Origin of the sequence: Flavobacterium sp. UBA7680 (assembly GCF_002482975.1) — a bacterium.
Lineage (GTDB): Bacteria > Bacteroidota > Bacteroidia > Flavobacteriales > Flavobacteriaceae > Flavobacterium.
Window position 1 is genome coordinate 538,499 of record NZ_DLHA01000019.1, and the last position, 13,112, is coordinate 551,610.

The 13,112-nt window shown below is 31.7% G+C and carries 13 protein-coding genes; 1 reads left to right on the forward strand and 12 read right to left on the reverse strand.

Annotated elements, in window-relative coordinates; all coding sequences use genetic code 11:
- Nucleotides 1-283 precede the first annotated feature (283 nt).
- The 12 genes from B3C18_RS07310 to B3C18_RS07365 all read right to left on the reverse strand — a co-directional run bounded on the left by B3C18_RS07310 (nt 284) and on the right by B3C18_RS07365 (nt 12,221).
- The gene (locus tag B3C18_RS07310; protein ID WP_012025443.1) at nt 284-1,000 is read right to left on the reverse strand and encodes a response regulator transcription factor; all 717 of its coding nucleotides are present in this window, start codon (nt 998-1,000) and stop codon (nt 284-286) included.
- 3 nt (nt 1,001-1,003) lie between these two features.
- A complete protein-coding gene (locus tag B3C18_RS07315; protein WP_291144639.1) occupies nt 1,004-2,590 on the reverse strand; it encodes a sensor histidine kinase in 1,587 nt (528 codons plus the stop codon).
- A gap of 59 nt (nt 2,591-2,649) precedes the next feature.
- Nucleotides 2,650-3,246 carry a dephospho-CoA kinase gene (coaE, locus tag B3C18_RS07320; protein ID WP_291144642.1) on the reverse strand — a complete coding sequence of 199 codons (597 nt, stop codon included), beginning with the start codon at nt 3,244-3,246 and terminating at the stop codon, nt 2,650-2,652.
- 1 nt (nt 3,247) lies between these two features.
- Nucleotides 3,248-4,246 (reverse strand): glycosyltransferase, encoded by a 999-nt coding sequence (locus B3C18_RS07325; protein ID WP_291144645.1) that lies wholly within the window; start codon nt 4,244-4,246, stop codon nt 3,248-3,250.
- A 120-nt stretch (nt 4,247-4,366) separates the two neighbouring features.
- Nucleotides 4,367-5,557: an enoyl-ACP reductase FabV gene (gene fabV / locus B3C18_RS07330; RefSeq protein ID WP_073482174.1), complete on the reverse strand. Its 1,191-nt coding sequence runs from the start codon at nt 5,555-5,557 to the stop codon at nt 4,367-4,369.
- Between the two features lie 100 nt (nt 5,558-5,657).
- A complete protein-coding gene (gene recN / locus B3C18_RS07335; protein WP_291144650.1) occupies nt 5,658-7,310 on the reverse strand; it encodes a DNA repair protein RecN in 1,653 nt (550 codons plus the stop codon).
- Between the two features lie 54 nt (nt 7,311-7,364).
- On the reverse strand, nt 7,365-8,255 hold the full coding sequence (locus B3C18_RS07340) for a DUF4835 family protein (RefSeq protein WP_291144653.1): 891 nt from the start codon (nt 8,253-8,255) through the stop codon (nt 7,365-7,367).
- Nucleotides 8,256-8,324: 69 nt separating this feature from the next.
- A complete protein-coding gene (gene coaBC, locus B3C18_RS07345) occupies nt 8,325-9,539 on the reverse strand; it encodes a bifunctional phosphopantothenoylcysteine decarboxylase/phosphopantothenate--cysteine ligase CoaBC (protein WP_291144656.1) in 1,215 nt (404 codons plus the stop codon).
- A gap of 10 nt (nt 9,540-9,549) precedes the next feature.
- Nucleotides 9,550-9,867: a DNA-directed RNA polymerase subunit omega gene (locus tag B3C18_RS07350; protein WP_007807938.1), complete on the reverse strand. Its 318-nt coding sequence runs from the start codon at nt 9,865-9,867 to the stop codon at nt 9,550-9,552.
- A gap of 9 nt (nt 9,868-9,876) precedes the next feature.
- The gene (locus B3C18_RS07355; protein ID WP_073482182.1) at nt 9,877-10,671 is read right to left on the reverse strand and encodes an outer membrane protein assembly factor BamD; all 795 of its coding nucleotides are present in this window, start codon (nt 10,669-10,671) and stop codon (nt 9,877-9,879) included.
- Between the two features lie 139 nt (nt 10,672-10,810).
- Nucleotides 10,811-11,692 carry a 4-hydroxy-tetrahydrodipicolinate synthase gene (gene dapA / locus B3C18_RS07360; protein ID WP_291144672.1) on the reverse strand — a complete coding sequence of 294 codons (882 nt, stop codon included), beginning with the start codon at nt 11,690-11,692 and terminating at the stop codon, nt 10,811-10,813.
- A 16-nt stretch (nt 11,693-11,708) separates the two neighbouring features.
- Nucleotides 11,709-12,221: a DUF6913 domain-containing protein gene (locus tag B3C18_RS07365; RefSeq protein WP_414655343.1), complete on the reverse strand. Its 513-nt coding sequence runs from the start codon at nt 12,219-12,221 to the stop codon at nt 11,709-11,711.
- Between the two features lie 46 nt (nt 12,222-12,267).
- On the opposite strand from B3C18_RS07365, the gene B3C18_RS07370 reads away from it, so the two are divergent.
- Nucleotides 12,268-13,047 (forward strand): 5'-nucleotidase C-terminal domain-containing protein, encoded by a 780-nt coding sequence (locus B3C18_RS07370; RefSeq protein WP_291144677.1) that lies wholly within the window; start codon nt 12,268-12,270, stop codon nt 13,045-13,047.
- Nucleotides 13,048-13,112: the final 65 nt, after the last annotated feature.

Sequence of the window (13,112 nt, forward strand, 5' to 3'; positions counted from 1 at the left end):
ACCAAAGATTGGCGAAATTAGATGTGATATTCTTTTTAAACATAAAAAAGAGCACAGACGAAGGAGGTCATACAATCATAATTCGACAAAGATTGGTGAATCTCTTTGCGTAGACGAACTGCTGTGCGTCTCTACGATTTACGTTATCTATAAATCAATCATAATTTTAACGTAGAGATGCACTGCAGTGCATCTAACCAAAGATTGGCGACATTTAATTGTCTTTCTAAACATAAAAAGCTCTGATTTCTCAGAGCCTTTATATTGTTTTTAGGTGAATTCGTTATTCAGAAACTTTGCTTTTTACAACTAATCTGAAACCTTCTCCGTGAATGTTTAAAATTTCAACATCTTCATCAGATTTAAGGTATTTTCTAAGTTTAGCGATGTAAACGTCCATACTTCTTGAAGTAAAGTAGTTGTCATCTCTCCAGATTTTAGTCAAAGCTAATTCTCTTGGCATTAAGTCATTTTCATGAAGAATTAACATTTTAAGCAATTCATTCTCTTTTGGAGATAATTTAATTGGCTCTTCATCCTGGAAAGTCAGGAATCTAAGTTTTGAGTTTAAGTGGAATTTTCCAATATTAAATTCAAATTGTACTTGTTCTGCTTTTGTATCAGCTGATTTTCTTTGAATAATCGCTTTGATTTTCATCAATAAAACTTCTGAGTCAAAAGGCTTGTTTAAATAATCGTCAGCACCAGCTTTATATCCTTTTAACACATCTTCTTTCATAGATTTTGCTGTTAAGAAGATAATTGGCACTTCGCTATTTTTTTCTCTAATTTCTTTTGCTAAAGTATAACCATCTTTATAAGGCATCATTACATCGAGAATACATAAATCATATACATCCTTCTTAAATTTCTCGAAACCTTCCATACCGTTTTTAGCTAAAGTAACTTCAAAGTCATTTAACATTAGATAATCTTTAAGAACCGCCCCAAAATTTAGGTCATCTTCTACTAAAAGTATTCTTTTGTTAGTATTTTCCATATTTTAATTTATTAATGGTATTTTTATTATAAAGGTGCTACCTTTTCCTTTTTCGCTTTCAACATATACTTGACCATTATGGTCCTCTACAATTCTTTTTACGTACGCCAGACCTAAGCCGTGCCCTTTTACATTATGAAGGTCTCCTGTGTGTTCTCTATAGAACTTCTCAAACACTCGTTTTTGAGCTATCTTACTCATTCCCAAACCATGATCTCTTACTTTTATCAAAATCATGTCTTTTACATTTTCTGTAAAAATTTCAATTTCAGGAATGTCAGGTGAATATTTTATGGCATTCTCTAAAATATTAACCAGAACGTTTGTAAAATGAACTTCATTGATTAAACAAGTCGTTCTTGCTGCATGATAATGTTTTACTACCGTACCTTTTCTATCTTCTAAAATAAGGTTTACATGCTCAATTGCATCATCAATTACATCAGTTACCACGGTTGGCTCTTTCGTAATATCAAGTTCTCGTTTTTCTAATTTAGAGATACGTAAAACGTTCTCAACCTGCGCATGCATTCTTTTATTTTCATCCCTTATCATTTGAAGATACCTAAAGACTTTGTCTTTATCTTCAATAATTTTAGGATTTCTAATCGCATCAAGTGCTAAATTTATTGTCGCAATTGGAGTTTTAAACTCGTGCGTCATATTATTTATAAAATCTGTTTTGATTTCAGAAATATGTTTCTGACGCAACAATTGATTTAATGCACTTGTGTATGCAACTATTATAATTAATGTAAAAACTATTGATAAAATAGTAATACTTAATAATTCAGATAATAAAAATTTCTTTTTATGAGGAAATGTAACTGACAATTCATATCTGCTATTTCCTTCGTTATCAGTATATATCGGAATATTATAAGTTGCTTCTTTATCGTAGTGAAATCCATCCGATTTAATTTTGGTTGGAACACCACTGCTATAAATTCCAAATTCAAATTTGGTTTTAACTCCGTACTCTTGTAATTCTTTCTTTAAAAGCTTAGAAAGTTTATCTTTAGTAATTCTTCCTTCAATTGGAGTTAAGGACGCAATATCTTTATACTGAATTTGCTGCTGAACTTTATTTAAAATATCTAAACTTCCTGATTTTTCAATTGTAAGATCCGGTATAATACTTTGACCTAAATTGTTATTATCAATTCCGTTATTATTATTATAAACTTCGGTTACTCTTTTAGAGCTAAAATTCTTAAATCGCTCACTGCTGAATTTTTTATTAAAAAACGATCCGCTTATATCGTAATCTTCAGAAGTCAGTGTATTAGAATAAACAATTGTTTTATTTGTTTTTGCATTTCTCTGCACATAAAACACTTGAAGTAAGTCCTCTTTTTTGGGAATTTTACCTGTGCTGTCTTTTATGCGGTTGTATTTATCGTAAAAACTGTATTCTTCCTGCTGTTCAAGTTTGTCTGCTACATTTCCGATAACTTGGGTAACGTGGTATTTAAACTGCTCTTCATTATTTTTAAATGAAGAGTTAAACCAAAATACCTGCACTAGAATTATCCCTATTAAGGACAAACTCATCAGTAAAACAAGTATTCTAAAAAATAATTTATTCATCGAAACAAAATTAATATTTTAACAATATACTAAATAATACATTAACCAAATATTAACATTTAAGACTGTTTTTGTTTTATTTTCAAAATTTTAAGAATTTCAACTACTTCTTCTTTAGCAATTTTAAGATTACTGTTATTAATAACAAAATTGCTCAAAGAAATTCGTTTTTTATCATCCCACTGCATTTTCATTCGGCTTAAAACGTGTTCGCGTGTTGTGTTATCACGTTTCATCACTCTTTCAATTCTTACTTCTTCTGGAGCAGTAACGGTAACTATATAATCAAATTCTTTGTATTTCCCGCTTTCAAATAAAATGGCAGCTTCGTAAACTACAAAAGCTTCCTCTTTATTTTGAGACAGCCAAAATTGAAAATCCTTTTTTACTGCCGGATGTACAATCGAATTTAAAACTGTTAATTTATCTGCATCATTAAAAACAATATCAGCTAATTTTGCCCGGTTTAAAACATTATTTTCAAAGAGCGATTCTCCAAAAGCATTTTTTATTTCAGCAATAATTTCTGCTGACTGCATTATCTTTTTAGCTTCATCATCTGCGATGTAAACAGGAATTCCCATTTCCTTAAAAAAAGCAGTGATTGTTGTTTTACCGCTTCCTATTCCGCCGGTTAAGCCGATAATTTTTGTCATATTATATCTTAAAAAACATACGAGGAAAAGCTTCTTGTGGTTTCTTCTTTAATAAAATAACTTTTACAAAAGATTCCAAAAATCCTGTTCCGTAACCGTAAAATTGTTTCCAAACAGCAATAACCGATAAATACCCAATTTTAATACTTTTATTTTGAATACTTGCTGTAAGAAAAATAATAACGAAATATACAAAATATAATTGTAATAAAATATCAATATTGAAAATTAATAGTAAAAAAGCTATCAATAAACCTATGATAAATACGGTTGGAAAGAAAAAAGTAAGCTTATTATGTTCTGGATACCAACTGTTTAATATTGGTCTGGCGATACCGAATTTTTTTACCTGAATAGAGAATTTTTCCCAGTCAATTCTACGTTTGTGGTACACAAAAGCCTCAGAAAACAGTCTGGTTTCAAATCCTAAATTCCATAAACGGATCGATAAGTCGGGATCTTCGCCGGGATGAATGTTTCCAAAACCTTTTGAAGCTTCAAAAGCTTTCTTCGAAATCCCCATATTAAAGCTTCTTGGCTGGAACTTATTAATCTTTTCAGAACCACCGCGAATACCTCCTGTAGTAAGAAAAGAGGTCATAGCAAAATTGATTGCTTTTTGAATACTAGAAAAGCTTTTCAAGGCTTTATCAGGACCTCCAAAACAGTCTACATATTTTTCATCTAAAGCTTTACGAACTTCAGTTAAATAGTTTGGAGGAATAATACAATCTGAATCAAAAATGATAAAATAATCCCCTCTCGCCTTCTGCATTCCAAAATTTCTGGAGTCGCCGGGACCAGAATTTGGTTTAAAATAATATGAGATATTCAATTTCCCATCATAGTTCATTACAACATCTTTACAAGGAATAGATGATCCGTCTTCAACCAGAACAATTTCAAAAGGTTCGTTGTAATCAGATTTTGTAAGACTTTCTAAAAGTTCGTCAACTTCGTCCGGTCGATTATACACGGGTATAATTAAAGAAAAAATCATAGTGGGAATGCGGTTTTAAGTGGAATATTCTAAACTTTAAAAATTTGAGCAAAGATAGGTTATATTCATAAAAAAACCACCAACTTTTGGTTGATGGTTTTTGTTGTAAGATTTATGTTTTTATTTGATACTGTCAATATTAACTACTTCATTAGCTTCTGCTTTGTAGTCAACTCCGTCAAATTCAAATCCAAATAAATTTAAGAAATCATTTCTATAACCTGCTAAGTCTCCAATAGCCGGTAACGTTTCTGTTGTAGCTTCTTTCCAAAGTTCAGCCACTTTTGCCTGAACATCGTCACGCATTTCCCAGTCGTCAATTCTAATTCTTCCTTTTTCATCAACAGGAACTTCAGAACCGTTGTATAATCTATCCTGGAATAAACGCTGAATCTGCTCGATACATCCTTCGTGAATACCTTCTTCTTTCATGATTTTATATAAAAGAGAAATATATAACGGAATAACCGGAATTGCAGAACTTGCTTGTGTTACTAATGCTTTGTTTACAGAAACATAAGCTTTTCCACCAATAGATTTTAAGTTATCTGTAATAGTGAATGCAGTAGCTTCTAAATGGTCTTTTGCACGACCAATTGTTCCTTTACGGTAAACTGCTTCTGTTAATGCTGGCCCAATATAAGAATAAGCTACTGTTGCAGCACCTTCTGCTAATAAATTTTCATTTTTTAAAGCATCGATCCACATTGCCCAGTCTTCACCTCCCATTACAGCAACTGTGTTTTCAATATCTTCCTCATTTGCAGGAGCGATTGAAACCTCAGTTACATTTCCTGTATGAAAGTCAACTGTTTTGTTTGTAAATGTTTGTCCAATTGGTTTTAAAACCGAACGGTGTAAAACTCCTGTATTAGGGTTTGTACGTACTGGAGAAGCTAAACTGTAAATTACAAGATCTACTTGTCCTAAATCAGCTTTTATTAAATCTAAAGTTTCTCTTTTTATTTCGTTTGAAAAAGCATCTCCGTTGATACTTTTTGCATATAGACCTGCTTTGTGAGCTTCTGCTTCAAAAGCTGCAGAATTGTACCATCCTGGTGAAGCTGTTTTTCCTTCAACTGGTGGTTTTTCGAAAAATACTCCAATTGTAGCAGCATCAGATCCGAAAGCACTTGTGATTCTTGAAGCTAATCCGAAACCTGTTGAAGCACCAATAACTAATACTTTTTTTGCTCCGGCAATTGCACCTTTTGATTTGATATATTCAATTTGATTTTTAACGTTTTGCTCAGCTCCCTTTGGGTGGGCAGTCAAACAAATAAATCCTCTCATTCTAGGTTCTATAATCATACTCTTTTTATTTACTCATAAATTAATCATTATCAAGATAAATGACAACTTATGCCTGTTTTGTTTAATTATTTTTCGATGACAAATATAAAGTATTTCTTTAGTTCAACAAGGCTTTGGCGTGATTTAAAGCCGAATCTGAAACGACTGCTCCTGATAACATTTGAGCAATTTCTATAACTCTTTCGTCCTGAGACAGTAACTTTAATTCTGATTGTGTATGATCGCCTACTGTTGCTTTAGAAACTTTAAAGTGCGAATCGCCTTTTGCCGCAATCTGCGGTAAATGTGTGATGGCAAAAATCTGCATTTTAGCACTCATTTCTTTCATAATCTCTCCCATTCTAATGGCAATTTCTCCCGAAACTCCGGTATCAATTTCATCAAAAATTAAGGTTGGTAATTTTGAATACTGCGCTAAAATTGCTTTTACTGCCAGCATAATACGTGACATTTCCCCACCTGAAGCTACTTTTTTCAACAAACCAAAATCAGTTCCTTTATTGGCAGAAAACAAGAACTGTAATTCGTCTTTTCCGTTTTGAAAATAAGTTTCAGATGGTAAAAGTTCCATATTAAAACGAACATTTGGCATTCCTAATGTTTCTAAAATCGATATTAACTGATTGGATAAAACCGGAATAGCATTTATTCTATTTTGATGAATTGTTGTTGCAAAAGCATCTAATTCATTTGCTTTTTGTTCAATTGATTTAGATAAGGTTTCGATTTCTTCTTCGATATTATCTAATTCTAAAAGTGTATTTCCTAAATCTGCCTGAATTTGAAGCAATTCGTCTACAGAATTAACATGGTGTTTCTTTTGCAGATTAAAAATTAACTGCAGTTTTTGACTTACTAATTCTAATTGTTCCGGATCGTTTAATAATTTTTCAGAAGCGTTTTGCAATTCTTTTGAAACATCATCAAATTCAATTGAAATACTGGTGATTCGTTCAAAAAAGTTTTGATATTCTGCTGAAAACGGAGCAATCTTTTGCAGCGCGTTTTTAATTTCATTAAGATTATGAAATACACCAAATTGTTCTTCGTTTGCAATTACAAGCGATTTATCAATTGATTCTTTGATAATTTCAACATTATTCAGTTTTTCAAAATCAGCTTCTAATTCTGCTTGTTCTCCAGATTTTAATTTAGCCGAAACCAATTCATTCAATAAAAAAGTATTGTACTCCTGCTCTTTTCCTGAATCGCTTTGTTTTTTTAGTAAAGCATTTAATTTTGATTTCTCTGATTTATAAACTTTTAATAGATTTTGATACGTTAGAATTGTATCAAAATTATCAGCAATAGCATCAATTATTTTGAATTGAACCGTTTCATCAGACAATTCCTGAGTTTGCTGCTGCGAATGTATATCTATTAAAAAAAGACTCAAATCCTGCAATTCCTGAAGATTTACGGGACTATCGTTTATAAAAGCTCTTGATTTTCCCGAAGGTAAAATTTCACGTCTAATTATGGTTTCATCTTCATAATCGAGATCATTTTCTGCAAAAAAATCTTTTAAGTTGTATTTAGAAATTTCAAAATGTGCTTCAATAACACATTTTTCTTCTTTGTTTTTTAATGAAGTTAAATCTGCTCTTTTTCCTAAAACGAGTCCAATCGCACCTAATATAATCGATTTTCCTGCTCCTGTTTCACCAGTAATTATAGAAAAACCTTTTGAAAAATCAATAGAAAGCTTTTCAATCAGAGCATAATTTTTAATCGATAGTGAAGTTATCATAAAGGGAAATTATAAAAATAAAGTGCTACGAAGAAAGGAAAAAAAATTAAGTTATTAAAACTTAATTTGTGACCATTTTGAATTATTTAAAGGCGAAACTCTATTCAAAATATCGGTTAAGTCCGTAACAGGAATACTTGGGCCGCCAGAAAAAACAGAAACTATTTCATCTGATTTTGCGTCAAAAAATACGCGGGTTAAAAATGCATTTGGCCTAACTGAATTTACTTTTCCAATTAGTATTAAAGAAGATTTTACTTTTTCTTTTGCTCCTTTTAAATCATTACTCATGGTATCTAAACCTGTGTGATATAAAAAGGTTGTCTGACGTAAATCAGCATACATAGGAGAAAGCATATCGGTTATTAAATAATAACGGTTTTGAAGCCCGTCTGTCTGGCTCCATCCTCTAAAGCCACCTTGCTGAGCAACGCTTGCAATGTTTTGAGCTGTTTCAAAATATTGATTTCCGGCACCGCTTTGAAACGTATCAGCATCCATACCCAAAATTATGTAGCTGTAAAAAGATACTACAGATACTAAATTTGATTCGAAAACAGTTGGATTAAACAATAATGGTTCGTATTCTGTGTATCTAAAATTAAAGTCTTTGTCATTAAAATTCAGAACAGGCGAAGAATAAGTTGAATTGTAAATTAATCTTGAAGACTGTACCTGAATAGTTCCTGTAAACTGATCAGAACTATAAGATGACAATGTGATGTACATTGAGCAATTAATTCTTTCATGCTGCTTTAAGGCAGATCCAGTTCCTGTCCAGTCTGTTTTGTTTACAAATTCAGATAAAGAAGTCTGCAGCGTTTTAAAAACCTGCTGATTTGGTGTAGGAAGCCTTTCAGTATTGATAGTTACTGTACAATTTAGCTGCTGCGCCTGAGTAAAGCCAAAAATAAAAAATACGAAAAGTGTAACTATTTTGTTCATACAAATACAATTTTATTAGTAGCAAAAATAGAACAACTATTCTTACTTTTTATAAAATATTTTAAATCTTTATGATTTTGAAAAATGTGAAATCACTTTGTTTAAAATATCGACTGCTACAAATTCTTTCGATTTTAATTCCATTGGCTCGATATTAAAGTTTTTATCAATAAATGTTACTTTATTGGTTTCTTTTTTAAAACCGGCACCTTCATCCTGTAAAGAATTTAGAACTATCAAATCTAAGTTTTTTTTCTGGATTTTCAGCTTAGCATTTTCAATTTCATTTTCTGTTTCAAGGGCAAAACCTATTAAAAACTGATTTTTTTTAATAGCTCCTAAAGAGGATAAGATATCTTTTGTTTTCTCTAATTCAATCGAAAACTCACTTGCATTTTTCTTAATCTTTTGTAACGCAACCTCTTTTGGTTTGTAATCTGCTACGGCTGCTGCTGCGATTGCTGCATCAGAATCATCAAAATGTTTGTGGCAGGCATCGTACATTTCCTGTGCCGACATTACATTTATAACTTCAATCGAAGGATTTTTAGTTTTATAATGTGTTGGCCCTGAAACTAAAACAACCTGCGCTCCAAGATTTGCTGCTGCATTTGCAATATCAAATCCCATTTTTCCAGAAGAATGATTTCCTATAAAACGTACGGGATCTATTGCTTCGTATGTTGGACCTGCAGTTATTAGTATTTTTTTTCCTTTAAGGGGTAATTTGCTTTCTAAATCTGCTTCAAGAAAAGCTATAATGTTTTCTGGTTCAGCCATTCGGCCTTCTCCAGATAAACCGCTTGCTAATTCACCTTTTTCAGCAGGAATAATAATGTTTCCAAATTGCTTTAAAGCATTGAAACTAGAAATTGTAGACGGATGTTTGTACATATCCAAGTCCATTGCGGGAGCAAAATAAACAGGACATTTAGCCGATAAGTATGTAGCAATTAAAAGATTATCGCAATTTCCTGTTGCCATTTTAGACATTGTATTTGCTGTTGCAGGAGCTATCAGCATCAAATCTGCCCAAAGGCCTAATTCAACGTGATTATTCCATACAGCATCTTCATTGTCGTCGTTAAAGAAACTGGAATGTACAGGATTTTTTGATAAGGTAGATAACGTAAGTGGCGTTACAAAATCCTTAGAAGCAGGTGTCATTATCACTTGGACATGTGCACCTGCTTTTATAAAAAGTCGTACTAATGAGGCTGTTTTATACGCTGCAATTCCACCGGAAACTCCCAGTAAAATCTTTTTTCCGTTTAAAACTGACATTTATACTATATTATTTGTTTGAACCTCTGTGGTAAGTTTTTCCGTCTAACCATTCCTGAACAGCTAAAGCGTGTGGTTTTGGTAATTTTTCGTAAAATTTAGAAACTTCAATTTGTTCTTTATTTTCAAAAACTTCTTCAAGACTGTCATTGTAAGTAGCAAACTCTTCTAATTTCTCAGTTAATTCTTTTTTGATTTCAGAATTAATCTGGTTTGCTCTTTTAGCCATAATGGTAATTGCTTCATACACATTTCCTGTTGGCTCTTCAATAACTGTTTTATTGTAAGTTATTGTGTTAACAGGAGCATTCGTCTTTTTTAAATCCATGACTTATTTTTATTTAGTATATTTTTGTAAATCCGTTTCAACTCTGGCATTCATTTCGTCTGCCTCTTTTTTATATTTTGTATCGCTTTTGTACTTGATTAAGTTTGCATAAGCTGTTTTTGCAATATTTAAACGTTCTTCCATTTTTGAAGGAACACTGTTTATTGCTAACTTATATGCTGAATCATATTTGTAAAACAAAGCGTCTTCTTTAAAAGGAGTCCCTGGAAAATCAGCTATAAAATTATCAAAAGCTACAAGAGCTGATTTATAATCTGAAATCGTGTTGTATCCTTTAGCATTTTCGTATGCTTTTTTCTCTAATTTTCCATTTAAAACCTGTACCGTTTTATTTGCTTCAGGTATATATTCTGAATTTGGATAATTATCAATAAATGCTTGTAATTTTTCTAAAGCTTTTACGGTATCAGCCTGATCTAAACTGTAAACCGGAGATAATTTTGAATAACTGTAAGCTCCTAAATAAGCACATTCCTGTACTTTTTCGCTTCGCGGATATCCTGAAACAAAACTTTCAAACTGATATCCTGCCAAATAATATTGTTTTGTTTTGTAATAAGACTGTGAAAACATATAAAAAAGTTTTTCAGCCTGAGGTTTACCTCTATATGTTGGCGCTAATTGTTCAAAAAGACGAATGGCTTTATTATACTTGCCTGCTTCGTACATTTTTGTCGCCACTTCGAACTTTGCTGCAACATCTTCATTTTTTAATGCCTTTTGGTAATCACTACAAGAACAAAAAAGGGCTACAACAATTAATAGAGATACTATTTTTTTCATTTATTTACTTTTATTATGATTTTCTTAGACATTATGCCAAAGTAAAAATCACACCGAAGCTTTCGGGTGCAAATTTAGTCATTAATTTAGCGACTGCAAAATAATTTTTTAGTATCTTATAATACTAACACTTTAACAATTATTTAATGCTATTTTTTACAAACTCATTTAATCTTGCTGCTAAAGCGTCATCTACAGAAACCAAAGGTAAACGTACCACATTTTCAGCAATACCAAGGGCTTGAAAGATTTGTTTTATTCCGGCAGGGTTTCCTTGTTCGAAAATCATATCGATACAATCTGCTAAAAAGTATTGTGTTTTAAACGCTTCAACGGCTTTTTTATTCAATCCTAAGCGTATCATTTCTGAAAATTCTTTTGGAAAACCTTGTCCAATTACTGAAATTACACCTGCTCCACCTGCTAAAACGATAGGTAAAGCAATCATATCATCTCCAGAAATTACCAGAAAATCTTTTGGAGCATCTTTTATAAGTTTTAATGCCTGGGCCATGTCTCCTGCCGCTTCTTTTATAGCTACGATATTTTTAAAATCGTTTGCTAAACGAACCACAGTTGCCGGAAGCATATTGCTTGATGTTCTTGCAGGAACATTATATAGTATTACAGGAATTGGAGATGCTTCTGCAATTGCTTTAAAGTGCTGGTAAATTCCTTCCTGTGTTGGTTTATTATAATAGGGTGAAACTGAAAGTATGGCTTCAAAAGCAGAAAAATCTCTTGTTTTTAATTCTTCAACAATCTGCATGGTATTATTTCCTCCAACTCCAAGAACTAATGGCAGTCTTCCTTTATTAACATCAATTACGGTGCTGATAACTAACTCTTTTTCTTCTGATGTTAAGGTAGCATTTTCTGCTGTTGTTCCCATAACAACAAGATATTCAACTCCTCCGTCAATCGAAAAGTTAACGACACGCTGCAACGCTTCGATATCTACTGAAAAGTCTTTTTTAAATGGGGTTACAAGCGCAACACCAGTTCCTATTAATGATTGCATATTTTGATTTATAATTTTATTTTATACTTTTTAAATACTTAAACAATTCTGTAATGAAAAGTTTATACTCTTCCATTGTAGTACTAATCATCCAGCGATTTAATTTATCATCGACAGAAGAAAACCCTACTTTAAATTTTGCTTTTGACTTGCTTGTGATCATCATTAAAATGGGAGTTTCCTCTTCATAATAACTAATCAAAAGATCAAATTCTGTATCTGTAAATTCATTTAAAAAATCTTCTGTAACCTGCCCTTTCCAATCGATATGTTTTTTACCGAAAGTTGGTCTTGAGTACTCTTTTTTCTTGTCGAATTTACGTCTGTACGCAGCAATTTTTATGTTTCCCGGAGCAATTCCATTCGATTCAAGTTCTTTTATTAACTCTTTTGAATTTCTAAAATTACTCTCATCAACCAGCAAACCAATGGTTTGTATATTGCTTGTAAAAACCTCGTTTTTGATAGTATTCAAGTTATTTTTTAATGATTTTTTTACAAAAAATTCTCTTATATAATCTAAAAACATAGTACTTTTACGAATTACAAAATTAATTATTTAAGCCGCATTTAAAATGGTAAAACTAAAAAAGTATAACCGATTTTTAAAACTTTTTGTTATATTCTTAACACTAACTACAATATTTTCTTGCAGCCCCAAGAATTATAATTTAACGAAGATAGAAGGAAAACAGATTCCAGTTGCAGAAAATAGTGCACAAACTCCAGAAATTGAGAATTTTATTAAACCTTATCGCGATAGAATTAATAAGGATTTAGACAGCGTTTTGGCATATTGTCCTGAAACTCTTGATAAAAGTACAGGAAAATGGCAGACTCCTATTGGAAATTTATTAGCCGATGTCTGCTTAGAAAGAGGTAATAAAGTTTTTAAAATGCGTGAAAATAAAAGTATTGATATCTGCTTTTTAAATCATGGCGGTATCAGAGCGATTTTACCTAAAGGAAATGTTACGACGAGATCTGCTTTTGAAATTATGCCTTTTGAAAATAATATGGTTGTTCTGGCTTTAAAAGGGGAACAAATTTTAGAAATAACGTCTTATATTATAAAAGAAAAAAAACCGCATCCTTTGTCTGGAATGACTTTTACTATTGCAAAAGATAATACGGCAAAAAATATCCTGGTGCAGGGAAAACCGCTTGATGTAAATAAAACATATTATGTTGCTACAAATGATTATTTGGCAAATGGCGGCGATAACATGAGTTTCTTTGCAAAAAATATTCAGAAATATGATTTGAATTACAAACTTCGAAATGTTTTAATTGATTATTTCAAGGAAGTTGATACAATCCCGGTTCCTAAAGATATTCGTATTACAGAAGAGTAAAAAAAGTTTGCCACGAATTGCACGAATTTACACGAATTATTTTTTTGATAGTTTAAAATTTGTGG